General features: G+C 58.5%; 26 protein-coding genes and 3 pseudogenes. 19 read left to right on the top strand and 10 right to left on the bottom strand.

All coding sequences use genetic code 11. The features are described 5' to 3' along the window. Positions 1 to 1,136: 1,136 nt before the first annotated feature. The 3 genes from ASC86_RS10910 (at position 1,137) to aac(3) (ending at position 3,750) form a co-directional block, all read left to right on the top strand. Complete coding sequence (locus ASC86_RS10910) at positions 1,137 to 2,198, top strand: HWE histidine kinase domain-containing protein (protein WP_056320434.1); 1,062 nt, start codon at positions 1,137 to 1,139, stop codon at positions 2,196 to 2,198. Further along, complete coding sequence (locus tag ASC86_RS10905) at positions 2,195 to 2,566, top strand: response regulator (protein WP_056320431.1); 372 nt, start codon at positions 2,195 to 2,197, stop codon at positions 2,564 to 2,566. The genes ASC86_RS10910 and ASC86_RS10905 overlap by 4 nt, the downstream gene beginning before the upstream one ends. A 374-nt stretch (positions 2,567 to 2,940) precedes the next feature. After that, entirely contained in the window at positions 2,941 to 3,750 is an 810-nt protein-coding gene (gene aac(3), locus ASC86_RS10900) for an aminoglycoside 3-N-acetyltransferase (RefSeq protein WP_056320428.1), read from the top strand. Between the two features lie 164 nt (positions 3,751 to 3,914). Here aac(3) and ASC86_RS25150 read toward each other — a convergent pair whose 3' ends face one another. Then, a complete protein-coding gene (locus ASC86_RS25150) occupies positions 3,915 to 4,202 on the bottom strand; it encodes a transposase (RefSeq protein WP_162244993.1) in 288 nt (95 codons plus the stop codon). 717 nt (positions 4,203 to 4,919) lie between these two features. On the opposite strand from ASC86_RS25150, the gene ASC86_RS10895 reads away from it, so the two are divergent. The 6 genes from ASC86_RS10895 (at position 4,920) to ASC86_RS10870 (ending at position 9,870) form a co-directional block, all read left to right on the top strand. After that, on the top strand, positions 4,920 to 5,309 hold the full coding sequence (locus ASC86_RS10895) for a cytochrome c family protein (protein WP_056320426.1): 390 nt from the start codon (positions 4,920 to 4,922) through the stop codon (positions 5,307 to 5,309). Between the two features lie 135 nt (positions 5,310 to 5,444). Continuing rightward, positions 5,445 to 6,260, top strand: a complete 816-nt coding sequence (locus ASC86_RS10890; protein WP_056320423.1) for a cytochrome c oxidase subunit II — start codon at positions 5,445 to 5,447, stop codon at positions 6,258 to 6,260. Positions 6,261 to 6,300: 40 nt separating this feature from the next. Then, on the top strand, positions 6,301 to 8,079 hold the full coding sequence (locus ASC86_RS10885; protein WP_056320420.1) for a cytochrome c oxidase subunit I: 1,779 nt from the start codon (positions 6,301 to 6,303) through the stop codon (positions 8,077 to 8,079). Continuing rightward, entirely contained in the window at positions 8,076 to 8,783 is a 708-nt protein-coding gene (locus ASC86_RS10880; protein ID WP_056320417.1) for a cytochrome c oxidase subunit 3, read from the top strand. The genes ASC86_RS10885 and ASC86_RS10880 overlap by 4 nt, the downstream gene beginning before the upstream one ends. An 11-nt stretch (positions 8,784 to 8,794) precedes the next feature. Beyond that, the gene (locus ASC86_RS10875; protein WP_056320413.1) at positions 8,795 to 9,514 is read left to right on the top strand and encodes a heme-copper oxidase subunit III family protein; all 720 of its coding nucleotides are present in this window, start codon (positions 8,795 to 8,797) and stop codon (positions 9,512 to 9,514) included. Between the two features lie 11 nt (positions 9,515 to 9,525). Then, entirely contained in the window at positions 9,526 to 9,870 is a 345-nt protein-coding gene (locus ASC86_RS10870; protein WP_056320411.1) for a cytochrome C oxidase subunit IV family protein, read from the top strand. Between the two features lie 39 nt (positions 9,871 to 9,909). Here ASC86_RS10870 and ASC86_RS10865 read toward each other — a convergent pair. Beyond that, positions 9,910 to 10,263 (bottom strand): annotated as a pseudogene (locus ASC86_RS10865) (DUF2189 domain-containing protein); the annotation flags it as partial. Between the two features lie 273 nt (positions 10,264 to 10,536). Between ASC86_RS10865 and ASC86_RS27030 the strand changes: the two are divergent. From ASC86_RS27030 to ASC86_RS10850, 4 genes and pseudogenes are all read left to right on the top strand, one after another. Then, positions 10,537 to 10,765 (top strand): annotated as a pseudogene (locus ASC86_RS27030) (recombinase family protein); the annotation flags it as partial. A gap of 200 nt (positions 10,766 to 10,965) precedes the next feature. Continuing rightward, a complete protein-coding gene (locus tag ASC86_RS10860) occupies positions 10,966 to 11,169 on the top strand; it encodes a hypothetical protein (RefSeq protein ID WP_056320408.1) in 204 nt (67 codons plus the stop codon). A 193-nt stretch (positions 11,170 to 11,362) separates the two neighbouring features. Further along, entirely contained in the window at positions 11,363 to 11,596 is a 234-nt protein-coding gene (locus ASC86_RS10855) for a hypothetical protein (protein ID WP_056320405.1), read from the top strand. Between the two features lie 306 nt (positions 11,597 to 11,902). Next, on the top strand, positions 11,903 to 12,133 hold the full coding sequence (locus ASC86_RS10850; RefSeq protein ID WP_056320403.1) for a hypothetical protein: 231 nt from the start codon (positions 11,903 to 11,905) through the stop codon (positions 12,131 to 12,133). Positions 12,134 to 12,141: 8 nt separating this feature from the next. Here ASC86_RS10850 and ASC86_RS27025 read toward each other — a convergent pair whose 3' ends face one another. The 4 genes from ASC86_RS27025 to ASC86_RS10835 form a co-directional block, all read right to left on the bottom strand. Then, positions 12,142 to 12,303, bottom strand: coding sequence for a hypothetical protein (locus ASC86_RS27025; RefSeq protein ID WP_348270766.1), 162 nt, complete (start codon positions 12,301 to 12,303; stop codon positions 12,142 to 12,144). Between the two features lie 15 nt (positions 12,304 to 12,318). Further along, positions 12,319 to 12,504: a hypothetical protein gene (locus tag ASC86_RS27020; protein ID WP_348270765.1), complete on the bottom strand. Its 186-nt coding sequence runs from the start codon at positions 12,502 to 12,504 to the stop codon at positions 12,319 to 12,321. 262 nt (positions 12,505 to 12,766) lie between these two features. Further along, a complete protein-coding gene (locus ASC86_RS10840) occupies positions 12,767 to 14,227 on the bottom strand; it encodes a DUF1254 domain-containing protein (RefSeq protein WP_056320400.1) in 1,461 nt (486 codons plus the stop codon). A gap of 216 nt (positions 14,228 to 14,443) precedes the next feature. After that, entirely contained in the window at positions 14,444 to 14,662 is a 219-nt protein-coding gene (locus tag ASC86_RS10835; protein WP_056320395.1) for a hypothetical protein, read from the bottom strand. Between the two features lie 284 nt (positions 14,663 to 14,946). Here ASC86_RS10835 and ASC86_RS10830 point away from each other — a divergent pair, with 284 nt between their 5' ends. Together ASC86_RS10830 and ASC86_RS10825 are read left to right on the top strand one after the other, a co-directional pair. Continuing rightward, on the top strand, positions 14,947 to 15,180 hold the full coding sequence (locus ASC86_RS10830) for a hypothetical protein (protein ID WP_082510066.1): 234 nt from the start codon (positions 14,947 to 14,949) through the stop codon (positions 15,178 to 15,180). 503 nt (positions 15,181 to 15,683) lie between these two features. Next, a pseudogene (locus ASC86_RS10825) lies at positions 15,684 to 15,926 on the top strand (IS21 family transposase); the annotation flags it as partial. A gap of 69 nt (positions 15,927 to 15,995) precedes the next feature. Here the strand turns inward: ASC86_RS10825 and ASC86_RS10820 are convergent. Next, positions 15,996 to 16,268: a DUF2934 domain-containing protein gene (locus tag ASC86_RS10820; RefSeq protein WP_056320388.1), complete on the bottom strand. Its 273-nt coding sequence runs from the start codon at positions 16,266 to 16,268 to the stop codon at positions 15,996 to 15,998. 264 nt (positions 16,269 to 16,532) lie between these two features. Between ASC86_RS10820 and ASC86_RS25735 the strand changes: the two genes are divergently transcribed. Beyond that, positions 16,533 to 16,952: a hypothetical protein gene (locus tag ASC86_RS25735; RefSeq protein ID WP_156387000.1), complete on the top strand. Its 420-nt coding sequence runs from the start codon at positions 16,533 to 16,535 to the stop codon at positions 16,950 to 16,952. 34 nt (positions 16,953 to 16,986) lie between these two features. On the opposite strand, the gene ASC86_RS25140 is transcribed toward ASC86_RS25735, so the two are convergent. Then, the gene (locus ASC86_RS25140) at positions 16,987 to 17,193 is read right to left on the bottom strand and encodes a hypothetical protein (protein WP_056393161.1); all 207 of its coding nucleotides are present in this window, start codon (positions 17,191 to 17,193) and stop codon (positions 16,987 to 16,989) included. Then, entirely contained in the window at positions 17,156 to 17,329 is a 174-nt protein-coding gene (locus tag ASC86_RS25730) for a hypothetical protein (protein WP_156386999.1), read from the bottom strand. The genes ASC86_RS25140 and ASC86_RS25730 overlap by 38 nt, the downstream gene beginning before the upstream one ends. Positions 17,330 to 17,629: 300 nt before the next feature. Between ASC86_RS25730 and ASC86_RS10810 the strand changes: the two genes are divergently transcribed. Both ASC86_RS10810 and ASC86_RS10805 read left to right on the top strand, forming a co-directional pair. Beyond that, positions 17,630 to 18,607, top strand: coding sequence for a L,D-transpeptidase (locus tag ASC86_RS10810; protein ID WP_056320381.1), 978 nt, complete (start codon positions 17,630 to 17,632; stop codon positions 18,605 to 18,607). 512 nt (positions 18,608 to 19,119) lie between these two features. Continuing rightward, entirely contained in the window at positions 19,120 to 19,323 is a 204-nt protein-coding gene (locus tag ASC86_RS10805; protein WP_006472567.1) for a CsbD family protein, read from the top strand. Between the two features lie 181 nt (positions 19,324 to 19,504). Here ASC86_RS10805 and ASC86_RS26240 read toward each other — a convergent pair whose 3' ends face one another. Next, on the bottom strand, positions 19,505 to 19,657 hold the full coding sequence (locus ASC86_RS26240; RefSeq protein ID WP_200943802.1) for a hypothetical protein: 153 nt from the start codon (positions 19,655 to 19,657) through the stop codon (positions 19,505 to 19,507). A 565-nt stretch (positions 19,658 to 20,222) separates the two neighbouring features. On the opposite strand from ASC86_RS26240, the gene ASC86_RS26395 reads away from it, so the two are divergent. Then, complete coding sequence (locus ASC86_RS26395) at positions 20,223 to 20,501, top strand: hypothetical protein (protein WP_056393159.1); 279 nt, start codon at positions 20,223 to 20,225, stop codon at positions 20,499 to 20,501. Positions 20,502 to 20,507 lie beyond the last annotated feature (6 nt).

Below are 20,507 nucleotides of genomic sequence, written 5' to 3'. Positions count from 1 at the left end.
ATTGAGGTTTATTGCGGTGGCAGGCGGCCCTTTGGCGGCCATTGACGGAAAAAGCCCGTGCATTGAATCCGCCAGCATTCGAGAGGCGGGTAGAGAGAGCGGACGTTCAGACCTGCGGTCCCTGCAACTCCGGCGTTGGTCCTCAGAGGAAGCTTCCGAAACATCACCGCTTTTTTCTTTAGCGGAACCGAAAGGAGCGGAACCATGAAACCGAGCTTTTTGTTACCAGCCGCCATCGCGACCACGCGTTTCGCGGCGCCGGCAATCGCCGAAGACAATGACGGTGCCGTCAAGGCGCCGAGGCGTTGCCGTGACCCGCGCAATTGTCGGCGAACCGGCCGGCGCGACCGTTGGCGGCGTCGCAAGTGTGATCGTATGAGCTGCCCTCGACCCGCCGTTGCCCAAACCGGTCGTTCTGACGCCCGTACTCGAGATCCGGCTTGGTGAACAAGAAGCGCCCATCGTCGATCCCCAGACCTACGCCGTTCTGTAGGTGATAAACCACGACGTCGGCGCTCTCGTTTCATGACGCAGACAACCAGATCAATCCATGGACAGATTAGCGTAGCCAAGGGGCGTGACGCCCTCCGTTAGGTGAAATCCTTCAATGACCAGATATCCTTTTGGCGAGTCCGCAGCCCGCCGATCCAGCTTCGGCTCCCGGACTTGGGCTATTGGAGTTTCTATGCTGCTGGTCGCCGCCTACCTAGCAATATCGGCTATGGACGCCCCCCTGTAACCAGAGTCTATCTTCCGGCAGTGCGGGAAACTCAAAATGCCCACGCGACCAGTCGTCGAATTCAAATCGAACACCATATTCGGCAAGCCCGTGCCAGACGAGCTAACGAGAACCTTTCGATCGCTCGTGCCTCGATCGCAAAACGACACGCTAGCGATCATCTCGCTACGGCAGACTAGCGAAGACATTGAGGAACCGATGGCCGCTATCAATATCCCTCAGATAGGACGCATGCCTCCAGGTCGGCGGCGTTAGCCCGGATTGCATGCATCATGATGGGCGTTCTCCAATCTTTATGGAACCGAGGGGGGTTTTCAAGCGTTTCCCGGCGCCTTGTTTTCGGTTTCGCACACCCGCTTATTGGGTAAGGAAACTGCGGGCGTTTGGGGACCCGAAAATGTCGAATGCCGAAGAGAAAATACCCCCGCAGCTCAGTGAATACGAGGCGGTCGTCGTCGGCGGCCGAGTTGTTCTCGATGCCATTCCCGGTGCAATTTATGTACGTGATCACGAAGGGTTTCTCGTCTCCAATGCGGAAGCCGCACGCCTCTGGGGCAGGCGCCCCTCTCTTCAAGCGCCGCGAGACCGATTTGCAGCCGAAGTGGTCGGCAAGCCGATCACGATCCTCATCCCGACGGAACGCCAGGATGAGGAACCCCAAATCCTCGCGCGCATCTGCAGGGGCGATCATATCGAACACTATGAAACCGTGCGCAGGAGGAAAGACGGCAGCCAGATCGACGTCTCGCTGACGGTCTCGCCCCTGAAGAACAGCAAGGGGCAGATTGTTGGCGCGTCGAAGATCGCGCGCGACATTACGGAGCGAAGGCAGGAAGAGCGGCCTTGGCAATTGCTCATCAACGAGCTGAATCACAGGGTGGAGAATACCCTTGCCACGGTACAGTCGCTTGCGTCCCAGACATTCCGCGGCGAACGGGACAGCCAGACCTTCGAGCGCTTCGAAAGCCGCCTCGTTGCGCTTGCCAGGGCGCACGACCTTCTCACACAGGAAAGCTGGGAGGGCGCCGATATCGGCGCGATTTTGAACAGATCGTTCCAGGCCGTCTGTCCTGAGCCGGAGGCCCGTCTACAAGCCTCCGGGCCGCCCTGCCGGTTGAAGCCGAAACTCGCCCTTTCTCAATCAATGGCATTTCACGAGCTTGGCACCAACGCCGTGAAGCACGGCGCGCTGTCAACCGATTCCGGCAAGATTGCGGTTCACCGGAATCTCGGAGGAAGCGAGCGAGACCGACGGCTAAGCCTCACATGGGGAGAGCTAGGCGGGCCAGCCGTCGCAACCCCTGAAAAAAGAGGCTTCGGCAGCCGCCTCCTGGAACAGGCTTTGGCTCGTGAATTGGACGCTCAGGCAGCCCTTTCATTCACTACACTTGGAATTGTCTTCACCCTGGATGCGCCACTACCTGACATAAATTCTGGTAAACGGAACGAATATATATGAACGCCTTAGGAGGAAAGCTGCGCATCTTTATCGTTGAAGATGAGGCTCTGGTGGCAATGCTGATGGAAGACATCCTGACGGATCTCGGCCATGAGGTGAGTGGCATTGCTTCGCGCCTGCACGAGGCTCGCGAGATCGCTCGGACGGGGGCGTTCGATCTGGCGATCCTCGACGTCAACCTCAACGGTGAGCCCAGCTACCCGATCGCGGAGACCTTGAGAGAACGACGTATCCCCTTTGCGTTTGCGACCGGTTATGGCGGCATGGGACTTGACCAGTCCTTCGCCGACGTTCCGGCGCTGGCAAAGCCGTACGTCACCGAGGACGTGCGACGCCTGATCGCGACGCTAACCGGTCATCTGCCCTGATTGCAGGCCCAGCTATCGACGGCTCCCGTAACTGAAACGAAGGGATTTGATCCGCCGACATCCTTATCTGGACCAGCAAAGATGCACTGTTTTGTCCGCGTCTTGGGGTTAGGGCCCTATCGTGGAGTTGCTTCAAGGCAGCGGAAGATAATGGAACTTTTGGCGCCTGCTCTTGAAACATGGCCAAGCCGGGATCGGGCCGCGGTCGCATCACTGCCTGAACGGGGTTTATACCGGAGAGGCTGCAATGGCGGCCTTTCTCGGCCATCGGGAATTCCGGTCTCCGGTAGTGGTGGCTGAATTGCGGCTGCTCATCGATCTGGTCCGAGGATTAATGCCCCGGAAGCCAAAGCCGTAGAGGGGATGGCAGTGGAATGAACACAAAGGAGACGATCGCAGCAGACCTTGAACGGCTGGGCGTCCAATCCGGCGATCTCGTCATGGTTCACGCATCGCTGAAGGCGATGGGCCCCGTCGATGGAGGCGCGGCGTCGGTGGTGTCTGCCCTTCTCGATGCCGTTGGACCCAACGGAACCTTGATGGGGTATGCCTCGTGGGACCGCTCGCCATATGAAGAAACGCTCAATGGCGCCGAGATGGATGCGGAACTGCGCCACCGATGGCCGCCGTTCGACCCGGTCACATCAGGTACGTATCGCGGCTTCGGCTTGCTCAACCAGTTCCTCCTTCAAGCACCCGAAGCCCGGCGCAGTGCGCACCCGGACGCCTCAATGGTCGTGGTAGGGCCTCTGGCCGGGAAGCTGACGCAGCCTCACGAACTTGGGCAGGCATTCGGCCCGGGCTCGCCGCTGGAACGTTTCCTCGAGTACAGCGGAAAGGTTCTGTTGCTCGGTGCGCCGCTCGATTCCGTTACCGTCCTGCACTATACCGAGGCCATCGCCTACATCCCGAACAAACGGCGCGTGACCTACGAAATGCCGATCCGCAACAAAGATGGTGGGGTTAGGTGGGAACGAGCCGAGGACTTCGACTCCAACGGCATTCTCGATTATTTTGCAATCGACGGAAAGCCGGATGCTGTCGAGACGATTGCCAGTGCCTATGTCGAGCTTCGACGCCATCGGGAGGGCATCGTCGGTCAGGCATTCTCCTATTTGTTTGAAGCCCGGGATATCGTTTCGTTCGGCGTAGATTATCTTGAACGGCACTTTGGCTCGCCCTGATCCGGCGCATGGCAAAACTGACGTTCTTCCGACGCTCATCTGCAAGGCTCCTCTCGGAGCTACCGACAGGATATCCGGGCCGGGTGCTACCGCGCTCGGCCGTGACCGGAAACAGGAAAGATCGGCGTGACATCCTGGGGTCAACTTTCTGATGCTTTGGGATGCTAAAAGCCCAAGTCAGGCCGCGCGCTCAGTTCCTGGCGAAACGCCGCCGACAAACCATAGCCTGCATCGGTAAGCACGACGCTGAAGCGCAGGCCTGTCGTCATCAGGCGATCGATCTCTTCCCATGCGATCTCCGGTCCGGTGCGAGGCTGGAGCATGTCTTCAGGTATACCCACTTTCAACGTGCGCGATGGATCGCCGGTCCAGCTTTCCAGCCGGAAAAGAGGCAGTCCCCTGGCACGGGAACTTCGTCTTGCGAAAGCGTCGGCGAAATCAGCGTCTTGCATTGGCTTTCTTGCCGCGCATCGAGACATATTGCCGGGCAAACCCGACGGAATGTTCACCGTTCCTGGAAGGGCGTGTCGTCAATCACCAGAAATGAACCGGCGCCACCGACGATCCCGCCGATGGCGCGCCAGTTCTCGTATCAGCGGCTACGCGTCCCAAATGCCGTCGAGAATGAAATGGTGCAGACGGTCGTATTGGCCCTGAGCCAAGCGGGCTGCCATCGGCTCAACGCTATTGCGCTCCCGGACCGATCAGGCCGGCAATGCAGAGCGGGCACATCGTGCGACGCCTGTGGTGCCCGAACCGCTCCACAAATGGCTGTAAAAACAGGGAAAGTTTATTTCCAAATCTGACATCAGCATCTCCTGTGAAAGATCCTGGCAGCGCCTCAAATCAACCTTGCCTCAATCTTCCAAAGGAGTGCGATCAAGGGTCATTGCCTGCATGCGACCATAATCGCCGTCATGCAAGATGTTTCGCCGATCCAGCCGGAAAGCGGTGTCGCGTTTTTTCGACAACGACCTTGCTGTCAGGCAAAGAAGGTCTCCACCACCACATGGCGTGAGGTGGATACGTGAACTCATCAGCACTGGAGCAAAAGTGAAGCGAAACCCTTGCCACAATGAACAATTGAGCTTTTAATAGCAGTATCCGTCCGCTTACATGTGGAGGCGGATGGTCCGTGCTGGGCAACCTTGGAGAAGTTGAGGTTTGCCATGGACTACCGTGTTGTTCAAATCATCTGTGTTTCCATTGTTGCTTTCTCCCCGTTTGACCTCCGGGCAGAGGACGGTGACCCGACGGCGGGCGCCGTCACTTTCAAGAAATGCGCAATCTGTCATATCGTCGCTTCGGATACCAACAAAGTTGGCCCGTCGCTAAACGGATTGTTCGGAAGAAAAGCCGGAACGCATCAGGATTTTGCCTATTCGCCGGCGATGAAGGCGGCCGGCGACGGCGGCCTCGTCTGGGACGAAACCACGCTGCGGGACTATCTGCACAATCCGCGAACGAAGGTGAAGGGTACAAAAATGGCTTTTCCCGGTCTGAAGGACGATCAGGAAATAACCAATCTGATTGCCTATCTGAAACAATTTTCTAGGTGACAGGCTGAGGTGCCAGCCCGGTAACGTAGCCGTAAGTTTGTAGAATCGCTTGTATTTTCGTCCATAAGATATTCATGGCGTGATTTTGTGGATGCGGTTTCATATCTGCGGTCGGGTCGGCCCAAGGAGGGGCGCATGGCTGTCGCGTTGATCCTCGTCTTGCTGGTCGTGGCTTCCGTGCTGTTCCACGTGCTGAGCCCGTGGTGGTGGACGCCGATCGCGTCCAACTGGACATACATCGACAGCACACTCGTCATTACCTTCTGGATTACCGGGGTCGTCTTCGTCACCGTGGTTTGCTTCATGGCCTATTGCGTCTGGCGCTTCCGTGACAGGCCGGGAAACCGGGCCGCCTACGAACCGGAAAACCGGAGACTGGAGTGGCTGCTGGCATCTGGAACCGCCGTCGGCGTTGCCGCCATGCTCACGCCCGGACTTTTCGTCTGGAACCAGTTCATCACCGTACCGGACGAGGCGACACCGGTCGAAGTTGTCAGTCAGCAGTGGCTGTGGAGCTTTCGCCTGCCGGGAGCAGACGGAAAACTTGGCCGGGCGGAGACACGGGACGTCAGCCCGGAAAATCCGCTCGGCGTGAACAAGAACGATGCGGCCGGTCTCGACGACATCATCATCGAGGGTGGCGAGTTGCATCTGCCGGTCGGTAAGCCGGTCCGCATGTTGTTGCGTTCTGTCGATGTCCTGCATGATTTCTATGTCCCCGAGTTCCGGGCCAAGATGGACATGATCCCCGGCATGGTGACCTACTTCTGGTTCATACCGACGCGGACGGGAACCTTCGACATTCTCTGCGCCGAACTCTGCGGCGTCGGCCATCCGCAAATGCGCGGGACCGTCGTGGTCGAGGAGGCGGCGGACTATCAGGCATGGTTGGAACAGCAGCAGACCTTCACCCAACTGCTGGCATCGGGAGAGCCGCAACCGGCGAACTGAGCCTCGCGGCAAGGTCTTGGAGCGAAAGGGAGGAAACGTCATGGTTGACAGCCCGGCCGGCAGCGCAGGCATCGTCCCGCCCGCCGAAGTCGCGGAGATGGAGCTCTACCATCCGAAAAGCTGGTGGACGCGATATGTCTTCAGCCAGGATGCCAAGATCATCGCCGTACAGTATGCCGTCACGGCGACATCGATTGGTCTCGTGGCGCTCGTTCTGTCCTGGCTGATGCGTCTGCAGCTTGCCTTTCCCGGGTATTTCGCCTTCATCGACGCCGATCACTATTATCAGTTCATCACCATGCACGGCATGATCATGGTGGTCTACCTGCTGACCGCCCTGTTTCTCGGCGGCTTCGGCAACTACCTCATCCCCCTGATGGTCGGCGCCCGCGACATGGTGTTCCCTTATGCGAACATGCTGAGTTACTGGATCTATCTGCTTGCGGTGCTGATCCTGGCCGCTGGTTTTTTCGCCCCTGGTGGACCGACCGGCGCCGGCTGGACGCTCTATCCACCGCAGGCCGTTCTGTCCGGTACGCCGGGTGGCCAGAACTGGGGCATCGTCCTCATGCTGTCGTCGCTGATCGTCTTCATCATCGGCTTCACGATGGGCGGCCTCAACTATGTGGTGACGGTGCTGCAAGGCCGCGCGCGCGGCATGACGCTGATGCGCATGCCCTTGACCGTGTGGGGTATCTTTACCGCGACGGTGATGGCGCTGCTTGCCTTTCCCGCCCTCTTCGTCGCGTCGGTCATGATGCTCTTCGATCGCCTCCTCGGCACCAGCTTCTTCATGCCGGCGATTGTCGAGATGGGCACGCAGTTGCAGCACGACGGCGGCAGCCCGATCCTGTTCCAGCATCTGTTCTGGTTCTTCGGGCACCCGGAGGTCTATATCGTCGCGCTACCCGCCTTCGGCATCGTATCGGATCTCATCAGCACGCATGCGCGCAAGAACATCTTCGGTTACCGGATGATGGTCTGGGCGATCCTCATCATCGCTGCCTTGAGCTTCGTCGTCTGGGCGCACCACATGTATGTCAGCGGTATGAACCCTGCCTTCGGCTTCTTCTTCGCAACGACGACGCTGATCATTGCCGTTCCAACCGCGATCAAGGTTTACAACTGGGTCCTGACGCTGTGGCGGGGCAACATTCATCTGACGCTGCCCATGCTCTTTGCGCTGGCGTTCATCGTCACCTTCGTCAATGGTGGCCTCACGGGCCTGTTTCTCGGCAATGTCGTCGTCGACGTTCCCTTGTCGGACACCATGTTCGTCGTCGCCCATTTCCACATGGTCATGGGTGTGGCGCCGATCCTCGTCGTCTTCGGAGCGATCCATCACTGGTATCCGAAAGTGACCGGACGCATGTTGAATGAGACGCTTGGCCATATTCACTTCTGGATCACCTTCCTCGGCGCCTATGCGATTTTCTTCCCGATGCATTACCTCGGCCTGCTCGGGGTGCCGCGTCGCTATTATGAAATGGGAGAGACAAGCTTTGTTCCGCCTTCGGCCCACTCGTTGAACATCTTCATCACCGTGATGGCGCTCATCGTCGGCGCCGCCCAGATTGTCTTCCTATTGAATCTGGTTTGGAGCCTCTTCAAGGGAAAGGCGGCGGGCGGCAATCCCTGGCGGGCGACGACACTTGAGTGGCAGACACCCGAGACACCGCCGGCCCACGGCAATTGGGGCAAGGATCTGCCGGTCGTCTATCGCTGGGCCTACGATTACAGTGTCCCGGGGGCAGCAGAGGATTTCATTCCGCAGACACAGCCCGCAACCGACGGAATAACGCGGGAGGTCAAGCGATGACGGTCATGCTCTCCTTCCTCGCCGTCATCCTTGCCATCATCGCCTGGTGGATGGCGGGGCAGCGCCTGGCCTCAAAGCCTTGGCTTGAATCCAGTTCGGCGCAAACGGCCACCGACCGGGAACGTCCATTCGTTCCCGCGATAAACCTTGGGCTTTATGTTTTCCTCGGCGTCGTCGCCGCCCTCTTCAGCCTCTTCATCAGCGCCTATTTCATGCGCATGGCGTCCTCGGATTGGTGGGGAATACCGGTTCCCCGCCTGCTGTGGTGGAACACCGCCGTTCTCGCCGCCAGCAGCCTTGCGCTGCAATGGGCAACGAAGGAAGCGCAGCGTGGCCGGATGGAAAGCCTGCGGGCGACACTTGCCGCTGGTTTCCTTCTGGCGACCCTCTTTCTGGCAGGACAAATCCAGGCCTGGCGGGAACTGAACGCGGCCGGCTACGTGCTTGCCGACAACCCGGCCAACAGTTTCTTCTATATATTGACCGGCCTGCACGGCCTGCACATTTTCGGCGGGCTTGTCGTGCTCGGCCGCACGACCGGCCGGGCCTTTGCGACGAACGTTCCTCCTGAGAGGCTGCGCTCGAGCCTTCATCTTTGCGCCGTCTATTTCCACTTCATGCTCGCAGTATGGCTTATCCTCCTCGCGGTCTTTGCCGGGTGGGCGAATAGCTTCGCTGATCTCTGCCTTCAACTGCTCAACTAGGAGGCTGACCGATGACACAACCGATCCAGATCCATAGTGATGCCCCTTCCCGTCCCCCGGGCCTGCGCGGCGTGGCAGCAGATTTCAGCTCCGATCAACGCTCCTTTAAAACGGCCTCCTGGGGCAAGGCGATGATGTGGATCTTTCTTCTCAGCGACACCTTCGTCTTCGGCTGTTTCCTCATTGCCTACATGACCGCCCGCATGTCGACGCCCGTCGCCTGGCCCAATCCGAGCGAGGTCTTTGCGTTGCATATTGCCGGGCAGGACGTTCCGCTGATCCTGATCGCGATCATGACCTTCGTGTTGATCTCCAGCAGCGGCACCATGGCGATGGCGGTCAACTTCGGCTATCGCCGCGAACGCGGCAAGACGGCCGGCCTGATGCTCGCGACAGCCCTTCTCGGCGCGGGCTTCGTCGGCATGCAGGCCTTCGAATGGACAAAGCTTATAACGGAAGGCGTGCGCCCGTGGGAGAACCCGTGGGGAGCCGCGCAATTCGGCTCGACCTTCTTCATGATCACCGGTTTTCACGGCACCCATGTCACCATCGGCGTCATTTTTCTCCTCATCGTCGCCCGCAAGGTCTGGCGGGGCGATTTCGACGTCGAACGGCGCGGCTTCTTCACCAGCCGGAAGGGCCAATATGAGGCAGTCGAGATCATGGGCCTCTACTGGCACTTCGTCGATCTGGTCTGGGTCTTCATCTTCGCATTTTTCTACCTGTGGTGAGGAGCATCGTCATGAGCGATACAACCGAGCATACGCACGCGCAAAGCGGCCAACAACATCCGATCCGGCTCTATCTGGTCGTCTGGGGCCTACTTTTTTTCCTCAGCGCCTGCTCGTACCTGGTCGATTATCTCGGCGTTCAGGGTTATGCGCGATGGACGCTGATCCTGCTCTTCATGCTGCTGAAGGCCGGGCTGATTGTCGCCGTCTTCATGCATATGGCATGGGAACGGCTGGCGCTGGTCTACGCCATCCTTCTACCTCCACTGCTGGTGCTGGTGTTCGTCGCGCTGATGGTCTCGGAAGCACACTATACGATCTTCACCCGCCTGGCCTTCTTCGGCGCCGCGCCATAGCCCCGTTGGAAGCGATGCGCGGCGACCGAAGAAATACCTTTAGGGCCTGCCAGCGCTGCCGCGTTGCATGCCGGGTTCGGGTGCCACGATCTTCCGATAGAGGTGCCATGTCGCATGCCCGAGCACAGGGATCACAACGGCAAGGCCGGCGAAGGCCAGGGCGAAGCCAATAGCCAGAAGCACCGCGACAATCAGCCCCCACAGCACCATTTCGACGGGGTTGACGGCGACGGCTTTCATCGAAGTGTAGACCGCGACAGCGACGCCGGCATCGCGATCGAGGAGGAGAGGAAAGGCGATGACCGTCGTGCACAACACCGCGAGCGCAAACAGGAAGCCGATGGCGTTGCCATAAAGGATCAGCCGCCAGCCCGCACCGGTGGTCAAAACCTGACGGGGGAGCCGATATTTGCACGCATGAGAAACATACACCCATACAAGAAACGTGGCTAGCAAAGGATCATGCGCATCCAGACCGGGACGCATTCATTTCGAGGCGGCATTATGGAGCTGTTGCCACAAGATTCGGACGAGGGCTGATGCTGTCTCCTGATGTACCCCCGGAGTTTTACGTATGGTGGAACTCGTTGACCAATTGAACGTTAAATCGAGCGAGATCGATACGCAGATCGAGTTGCTGCGCCGGACGATCGCCGCTCTCTACGATCAATGACCATGACCGTGCTCAATGCAGTTGCCGAGTTCGACCGAATGATGGAGCGGACGCTTTCCGGCCTCAAAGTGCGAAATCGGAAGGCAAGGCGCTCGGTCGCACCTCAACGCTGAGTGACAACAGAAGCAGGATGTGCGTGATGACCTGGCAACAGGGATGAGCGTTTCGGCGATTGCGAGGAAATTTGCCAGCAGCCGACAGACTTTTATGCGGGTTCGCGACGTAAGTTCGTGCTCCGTTCCACATACGATTTCGCACTGCTCTTGTTCTGACCCGGCGATGGCCTGGCCTCTAGGCACGATCAAGGCTTGAGAGCAGAATCGCCGCCGGCCGGATCGCACCGCATGCTTTTGCTCAAAATGATCGAGTACGCCGTGGTGGCGCGCGCACGCGCGAAAGGCATAAGCCGTTAGAGGGCTAGTTTGGCAAAAGCCAACAACATGCGCGCCGCCTTCATCTTCCACAGCCCGGACCGTGCGCGTCTGGGCAAGATGACCGTAGAGATTGCTGCTGCGGGCATGAAGGTGCTGATCGGGCGGACGGGGGCACTGAACGACATCGCCGCGACCTTCGAGTATCAGGCGGCCGGCCGCGCGCACGACAAGATCATCCTGGCCACTTCATAGAACGTGAGGGCCGGCTATGCCCCTCCTTTGCTTCCCCAATTGTGTGGTAAGGAAGCCGGGCCGTCGTCTCTGATTTTGGAAGATAGGAGGCGGCGGCTCCCGCCGTCAGCCCGGCAGTACAACTTCTCCGCACTTGTTTTGGAACGCCCTTTGGGCAATTCTAATTCAGCGATTGTTTAGGGGAGTAGAGCCGATGCCGAAGTGGCATTCGACAAGCCCGCCCGAAGGCGAAGAGATCGAATATCGCCGCGACGGAAGCGATCAAGTTTACACCGGCAAGGTGCAGCGTACACCGATCTCGGAAGGCGTCTATCGCGACGCAAAGCGCCTTTTCGTTGCCGAAGGAACAAGCGGGCCGACCTTCACTATTTCGAGCTGGCGCCGCCGGCCAGAGATCGGCACGATGTTCTTCAGCCTCGGGCACTAGGCCGAGGGCGGCGCGCGTCGGGGGAGTTTCCCGGATGGAATATCACCCTCTCTATCAGTGGCAAGAAACATGGCCGTGATGCGGAGAGTTCATCGGCCGGATACCTCTGGAAATTGGCGGCCCGCTCGGTGGTAAGTGGCAATGGAGTAGCATTGAACCGATTGTCAGGGAACGAGTCCTACCGCATCAGGGTTATGTTGAAACTGCGCGCGGCGCATCAAGCATAGTGGAGGACTATTATCACCGCCTGATGCGTCACAACGGTTTGCGCGACAGCAAGGACGCTGACTGGCGTGGGACGCGGCTATGACCCACTATGCTTGGACAATCGAGGTCAAGGGCAGGAAGCCTATCCAGAAGGTTACGACCCTGGCCGGCTTGGTTGAAGTGCTGCGCATTCTGGAACTGCCTGATGTAGCGCCGCCCGAATGGGTGACATTTGAAGGCGGGAACGCGGACCACGGCAAATACACCCACAACGAAGGCGGCGATGATGAATGGTCACTGACCTGGACGAAAGTCGGGATGAGAATTTAGGCCGCCGGTCAATCGCACCAGTTGACCTTGTGACGAGGTTGCCACTCGCGAGCAAAGCCTTTCTTCAGGAGAATCGCGCCGAACTCGCGGCCGTCCGATAGGTAGATGTTGACGAGCAGGCGCTTGTGGGCGCTTGTCAAAACCCTACGCGACGATGCGGACTTCCTCATCGGCCAGCAACTGCTTCAGCCGAGCCCGAGCGAGCCTTGCCAGCCGTCGTTCCTTCTCGCACTTCCATGTTCGCAACTCGGGCGCATCGATCCCGCGGCATCGACAACCCTCATCGAGTAATCGGAGTTTTTGGCCATCGCATTCACGGTGTCGCCGTCCACGACGGTGAGCGTCGCGCAGACTATGAGCATCGACAGCATGCGAGGGGATCTTTCATCTGGATCGTGGAGTGGCAGGGCTCGGTGCTGATCAGGAACCGAAGCCCTGCGCCGCCCGCTGACTTCCAGCGGGCGCCCCCAAGATAATGCCCGCAGGCCAAAAGAAAAGCCCCCGGCAGAGCGAGGGCTGAGTTGGCTTTATCCACACGGAGGAGTTAGGACGCACGTTCTAAAAATCGAGAGGCCCGCCCCTATCGTTATAAGCGGCTGGCGACATCTCGGTCAGACGCCGCCGGCTTTCACCTTACTGTCCGACTACACCGGGGAGCGTCTGGACCTTGGTCACCGCTGGGGGACTCCACCTGCCAGTGAGGGCGTCCGACTTCGGCGCATAGAGACGCATCGTCAGGTTGAACGGTCCCTTGGGCGCGGGCAGCCAGTTCGCTTCCTTATCCTTGCCCGGGCTCTCATTTTGGAAATAGAGATCAAGCGAACCGTCGCCATTGTAGACGAACGGCATCCACGAACTGACGGCAAAGCGTTCCAGAACGTTGCCGACCTGGAAGCCGGCCTCGTCGTAGAGCGTGATCGACCAGAACGCATTCACCGGCGGCAAGCTGCTCTTGTGGAACGTCATAGTGTATTTGGAAGTACCATCGAGCGGTTTGCCCTCGCTGTCAGCGAGGTTGAGAGGGTAGATCGCGTCCTCTACTAAGTTCGCTCCAAGGCCCTGTTGCGCGACGATCGCTCGCTTGAGGTAGTAGTTTCCGTAGACACCCATTGTATCGGTGTTCATGGACCAGCCATTGGCGACGCGCGCCAGAGTAGCCAGCTTCCAAGCCATCAGCTTCTGCGCATCGGTGGGGGCGCTCTCCAGCGCCTTGGCAATGACCGGGTCGACCTTGCTCATGTCGAACTCCTTGCCGACTTCGATGCCGATTTTCTTCAGCTGTGCCAGCATCGGCTCGTCTGTGATGTGCGGCGGATTGACCTTGATCAACTCCGCTGCCAACGCAAAATATTTGTCGGCTGGCATAGTGTCGACCTGCGTCTTGGGCGGCGTCTTCATATCCACGCTTGCGTCAATCTTGACTTCGACAGGCTTGGGTTCTTTACCCCATTCGCTGAGCGGGGTTATCTTGTAACCTCCCTGAATCTTATGCACCGCGTCATAGTCGTGCGGTCCATCCGTCTTAGTGCGACCAATCACCCAGACGTAAGGAGTTGGGGCGTCGATGCGCTGCGTTCCTTCTGGCAGTTTGAACTCGTCGACAAACTTGTCGCGCAGATCGGGACGCCAGCCAGGCGGAGTGATCAAGAAGTGACCCGCCTTTGTGCCCGTGGTTCGCCATCCTGGCGATGCAAAGACGTCGGTCCACATATCTAACATCGGGAACAGATAGTAGCGGCCATCGGTATCTGGCACCGACACCACGAGTGGCTCTTTGGTCATGTCGAGCCATCCGCTCGAATACAAAGTATCAAAGTTCGACCGCACCACGCCCTTGAAGTCAGCTGGCGGATATTCGGGCACGTTGGTAAAGGTATTCATAGGACCCTTACCCAGTTCCTTGCCCGGCGCGATATTAGTGAACGTCTGCCGCGATACTTCCATCGATACTAAGGGATAAAAATAGACATACGCATCGACGCCAATAGAATGTGCTTCGTCTGGCGTGAGTGTGTTCTGCGCCTGCGCTGTAAGAACTGAGGTTAGAGCCATAAGGCCCGCGCCAGCAAAGGTCGATAAAATCATCCGCTTCATGGAATTGCTCCCCCTATTGTCGCTAACTGAATTTTAAGTTGTAACGCATTCAGCATACACGATTGGAGCGTTCGTGGACAGTCGGCCCTACCCGCGGCGTCGCACCAACCTGTCGGTGGACGGAGCCCCGCGTGCCAGCGTGTCGCTTCTATAGTTGCCTCAGGCGTGGAGGATCAACACGGTCAGTTTGGGCGCATTCTCCGATTTACCCCCGCTTCAGGCTTTCCCGACCGTGCCGATCAAAGTGCGTAAGGCCTGAACGTCACGAACACCCTGCCGGTAAAGTTCGATGATAAGCGCCGCCAAGATGGCCGCTTCCCCAACGTCTCGGGAAATGCCCTGTTCCTCGCAGATAACGTCGAAAACACCTTGGCAAATTTCAAGATCCGCGGGGCCAAGCGGCTCATCGTGTCTCGGTCGAAAATCAGAACTCATCGCCCTTTTCTCCTCCTCCCGCAGTCTTTGGATGATCGATGAAAAGCTAGTTTCGCGAATTCTAAAATTCAAAATCGAAGGGGGCAGAGTTGAAAAGCGCGCCCGCAACGCAACGAAAGGACGATGCGGGCAGCATGTGGCGGCGACCGTTGGGATAGGAGGCCTGCCCCGAACACATGACATTGCGGGGTGGCTCAGTTTCGCCGCATGAACAAAATCAAAATATCAGAGTGAACAATTGTCGGCTTCTACGGTTTCATGGGGATGAAAACTTGGAGGAACTCGTGATCCACTATGCTTGGACGATTGAGGCCAAGGGCAGGAAGCCTATCCAGAAGGTCACGACCGTGGCCTGCTTGGTTGATGTGCTCCGCATCCTCGATCTGCCCGGCGTAGCACCGACGGATTGGGTGGCGTTCGAATGTTGCGCCTCCGACCACGGCAAATACACCCACAACGAAGGCGGCGATGACGAATGGTCGCTTAAATGGACGAGCGTCACCTTGCCGGGCGGCTGAATGGGAGGTGGCAAGGTCCGCGGCGTGCGGCATTACGAGAGGCCTTGCCGATGCGCGCGGATTTCTTCGCGAGCGAGTTTAATATTAGGAAGAAAGAGCAGTAACGAAAGCTTGGCGTCCGCCCACTATCGGCGAAGAGACCCCGCCTTTTGTGGGCGCGTCCTACACCTCTCGAGGTAGCGCGCGATTTGAGACTAACAGAGGTAGCCGATCAAGTTCAATTGGAACGCAGGTGGAAAGGCCCAGCAATTGTGGCGCCGGAACCTTGCCGGTGCTCAGAGTTCGCGCAATGAGCGAGGATACGTTATCGCGTCCAACTCCAACGGCAATCGTAGCATTCTAGGACTGCGGCAATAAGAAAAGCCCCCGGCGCGCTAAGCCTTCGCACCAGGGGCCCCTTGTCATGACGGTTGTATAATAGCGTTTGCTACGTTAACGGCAAGTTGAGCGCTTCCATTTTCTGTGAGGGTGTTAGGTCTGCAATTCGGCCTGCAGCGGAGGGGCAGCGCAAGCCCGGCGCTCTTCGCAATGGCGCAGCGTTCGCCGAGCTGCCCGATGCGTTTCGAGCCTTGCAGCAATACCTGCTCAAGAAGCCGGGTGACGACCGCGAGATGGTCGATATCCTAGTCCTTGTTCTCCAGCATGTCGAACAGGCCGTGCTCTCGGCGGTCGACATGGCGCTGAAGTCCGGCGTTCCCACGAAGACCCACGTGCTGAGCCTGCTCGATCGCCCCGTCGACGGCAAGTCCTTCAGGGTCAGCTCTTAGTGCAAATCAACAAATAGACCATTCGGCCGCTCGCACGCGGCTCGAACGCTACGGCTGCTCTCGCGTCCCAGGAGCGGCTTCGCGCTGATCTGCATCCTCTAGGTCCGACGGCACGATAAACGCGTCTGTGCCTTGCCGCTTGGCCTCTCTTATCGCGGCGAGGTTCGGTTCATCATCCGGCCCGATCTCGCCGTCTCCTTGGTCGATCTCTCGCTCTGCCTGCAGCCAATGCTCGTCGGCACTCCCTTCCGGCGAACCGGCTTCCAGCCAGAGCGCGTGTGCCCGATTACGAATTCTTGTTTCGCGGTCGTTGTCTGCCATGGCGTGCTCCCTTCGTTTGTTAGAGGCAATTAGGGGGCAGCCGTGAAATTTCCAGAAAGTTGGAAAGGAATACTGTGACCAAACATTTCCCCGATCGCCCGCTACGCGGCAGGCGGCTGTCTTAGGAAAAATTCTACAAGATGCGGCCGACCTGGAGGCGGCCAATGGCAATTCGGAAGTGCCGGGGCTAAAAAAAACCTCGCGGGAGGGGAAACCGCGAGGCTCAAATTGGTATGAGTATGGACTGATAGCCGGCAAACGAGCATGCAGCGAAAAAGCTCCACGAAGATTTTAAAAAACTCGACGGTTGCGCATCAGCCCCGCTACAAGGCCCACAACGCCCAGAGCGACGATCGCCCCAACAGCATAGCGCGCCGTTCGCGGCTTGGTGGGTATCACGCCCAACTTCTCGACCCGTCGACGGAGCAGCTTCACCTGCTTTCGCAGCCGGGCATACTCGTGCCGCAGATTCACCTCTTGCCGCGGCACTCCAACAAAGTTATGGGCGACGTCAGCGACACCCCTTGGGATGGGCTCTCCGATATTGGTCATTTCACTTTCCTCGAGTTTTATTGCTCGTCAACGGAGGCGCGGAGTGTTTGTTCCAAATGGGCCGTGCCAAAGAAAAAGCCAGCTTCCACGCGGGAAGCTGGCTTACCGACGCATTCGTTACAACGCATCTGATCTCGAGTGATGAGGGGCAGTCACTACGATACGTCTACAAGTCATTTCTTTGAAACTTGTTCCATCGCTCGATTGGTAGTTTACCTTTCGCCTCCATCAGCAGGTCCAACTCAATGCGCGACGGGCCAAAGCGGGAGAACAGGTCTTTCGCTTCATCCGCGCTGAGCCCATATCTTTTGCGGAATTGCTCGATGCTGTAGGGCTCACCTCTCGCTTGACGTGCCAAGACTCGAACGGTCATCCGTGCCTCCACTAATCATGATTTCACGACGGTTTTGGTCGAGGATCTTCTGGGCATCCTCGATCTCAATGCGATGTTTTTTCGCGAACGCGATAACGTCCTTAAGCGGCGTTGCCGCCGGCTGTTGTGTTTCCATCGGTTTTCTCCTGATTTTCGGCACGGGCGCCAAGCGCAGCGATGCCGTCAGCTTATAGATGGGGATAGGAATACGGGATTGCTAGGTGGTCGCCGCGAACGCAATGATTTGAGCAAGAAGAATTCAGCAAGCGAAGTTCTCAGTTATGCCCCTCCGTCCTGGCGAAAGGCTTAACCGCACGCGTGGCGTACCTACAGAATTCTAACCAGTTCCTATCCCCCAAATTGCCCGCGGCCAACAAACACCTCGTCACGACGCGGGCGCAGCGGAACAACAGTGGCCGCACGTGGTTTTGTCTTAATGAACAATTTACCTCTCATCGCTGCATCTATTTCCCTCTTGCTCTGCGGCTCCGCAGACGCCCGGTATCTGTCGCCTCAGGCCATCAACGGGGCGGCTCTCGACGCAATCGCCACGGAACGCCCGAAGGAAACGGCTTCGAAGCCCGATCCCGCCATTATCCGTCTTCAGGTCCTGCTCGACCGGGCGGGGTCCTCTCCCGGCGTCATCGACGGCTACTATGGGGAGAATGTCGGCAAGGCGGTGGCCGGTTTCGAGGCGCTGAAAGATCTCCCCGCCGACGGAAAGCTTGATCCGGAGGTTCTTCGGCGACTTTCGGACAATGCGCCCGCCATCGAGCCCTACCGGATTTTGAAGGACGACGCCAAGGACCTCGTCGAAAGAATTCCCAAGGACTATGCGCAACAGGCGAAAATGAAGCATCTCGGCTATACGAGCGTCGCCGAGAAACTGTCCGAGCGGTTCCACATGGATATCGACCTGCTGAACACGCTCAATCCCGGATCGACATTCTCTGTGGGAGAAACCATCTCCGTCGCGGCCGTGGGCGAGTCTGTTACGGGAACGGTCAAGCGGATCGAGGCGCGCAAGAAAACGGCCCAAGTATTTGCTTTTGCGGAAGACGGCGCGTTGCTGGCGGTCTATCCCGCGACCATCGGCAGCGACGAGTCGCCCTCACCATCGGGCACCCACAAGGTCAAGGGTGTCGCGAGGATGCCGACCTATACCTACAATCCCAAGATCAACTTTCAGCAAGGCGACAACAAGACGGTGTTAAAGGTGCCGAGCGGGCCCAACGGTCCGGTGGGAACCGTCTGGATCGATCTGTCGGAGCCGACATATGGTGTCCACGGCACACCGGAGCCGTCCCGTATCGACAAGGAGGGCTCTCATGGCTGCGTGCGTCTGACAAATTGGGACGCTGAGGAACTTGCTGCGATGGTGAAGCCGGGCGTGACGGTCGAGTTCATCGATTGAACGACGTGTAGCGACTTATAAGTTAATGGTACTGACCATCTTCGCCGGCATTGCCCAATTCGAGTGATCCTCGATCCATGAGCGCACCAGCAGCGGCCGAGCCGCCGCGAAGGCGAAGAGCGCTCGGTTCGGACGTCCCCTGCCCTATCGGCCGAGCAAATCGCGCTTGTCCGACAGCTCATCGAGGACGGCCAGACGCCCCGCGCCGTCGCTCCAGGTGCTCAAGGTTCACCCGACCACCTTGTACCGGGCATTGGAACGTGTCGGCATTGATATGTAATGGCGCATTCGAACGCGCATCATGCGGGTTCGCGACGAGAGTTCACGATCCGATCGGGCTTAACGTGTCTGGGGAACAAGGTATTGTTCGCCCCCTTTTTTCATTTCAGGATCGGCGATCACCGCCGCAGGTCCGGGACATGGTGCGAGTAGCGCCCCACCCTCAGCGTCATCCCAGGAAACAATTCCCTGTCCTCGTCGTTACCTGTCCAGACGATGAAAGGAGAACACCCATGGACTGGAACCGCGTCGAAGGAAACTGGAAGCAGGTCAAAGGCAAGATCAAGGAACAGTGGGGTAAGCTCACCGATGACGATCTCGACCAGATCGCCGGCAAGCGTGACCAATTGGAAGGCAAGATCCAGGAGCGCTACGGCATCGAAAAGGATCGTGCCAAGACAGACATCGATGACTGGTATGGCCGCCAGTCCTGGTAAGGCAACCGTCAAGGGGCCGGGCTCTGTCCCGGCCCCCTCTCTATCGGGCGAACGTTTCCTGCGCGGCGGGAGCTTTCTTCTTCACCCACAGGACCGTCGTGCGCTCCATCTCTATAAGATCTGGAGGCAAGACCAGCGTCTGAAACGCAAGCACGCTCTCGAAGCTTCCGTGAAGCCATTGCTAGTAATCGTCGCGGTCAAGCAGGGCCGGCATGCAATCATGGACCGGCGCGACCGCCTCATTGGCGTCGATCATCACGCCGGAATAGACCGGTCCCCATTCGTCGCTTACCTGAACATCCTTGGCAAAGCGGAAGGCGTCAGCGATGACCAATCAAGGCCTTGATCAAGTACATCGACCTGCGCCGCGACTTTCTCGCGATCAAGGCCCCGAACGCCGACCGACAGGATCACACGCCCGGCCACGGCTCAGAGCGGGGATAGTTGTCTATCTTCGCGCAACGGCTGTTATTGGGGCCGTGAGCGACCGCCTGGTCCTGAAAATCGGGGAGGAATGGCGACCATAGAGCGCGTACGATCTCCATGCGAGGTTGGCCCTAAGTCCAATTGCCTACCAGCCAAATCCTGCGCGATAATTGAGGAATGAGACTTGAGTGGTTTGAAACCGTCGCGCTTTGCGTGGCCGCTTGCGGAGCGACGGTCGTCATCGCCCTGGGTGTCGGTCTGTACCTGGGCTGACGCTCCCGCTCAATTTGGTGTGGGTGGCATGGCGTAGAGCGGGCTCACCGCAGCGCTCAATTCCGCGCCCAGCCTGCGGGGATGAGTTTCGTGCTCGACCACCTGCCAGCGGATGGTTCCCGAGAGTAAGGTTTCCTCAGCCAGCGCTTCGGCACTGCTGTTTCTGGTGCGGGCGGTGCGGCATAACCGGGAAGGCTCCCTTGGCCGACTTGGCGCTCGGGCTGATCCGAACATGCGCTGACGCCTCAAGATTGAAGGCGGATTACGATGAAATCACCGGCTGTCTATGCCATGGAAGTTCCCTTTCGATGTTCATGGTCAGGATATCGCCGACAAACCCTCGCCTGGCCGCGTTGGTTCCGCTCGCAAACAGCGGCTGGCCAAAACGCAAGGCGGATGACACCCGCCGCGTCCACCCAGTGAACGACGCCCGGAACTTTGCCGCGAAACCGCAGTTTTCCTTGCTTCACATCAGCTAAGGAGAT

This window comes from Rhizobium sp. Root1212, from assembly GCF_001424985.1.
GTDB lineage: Bacteria > Pseudomonadota > Alphaproteobacteria > Rhizobiales > Rhizobiaceae > Pararhizobium.
The sequence above is the reverse complement of the archived record's forward strand: the minus strand, read 5'-3'. Positions and strand labels throughout refer to the sequence as shown.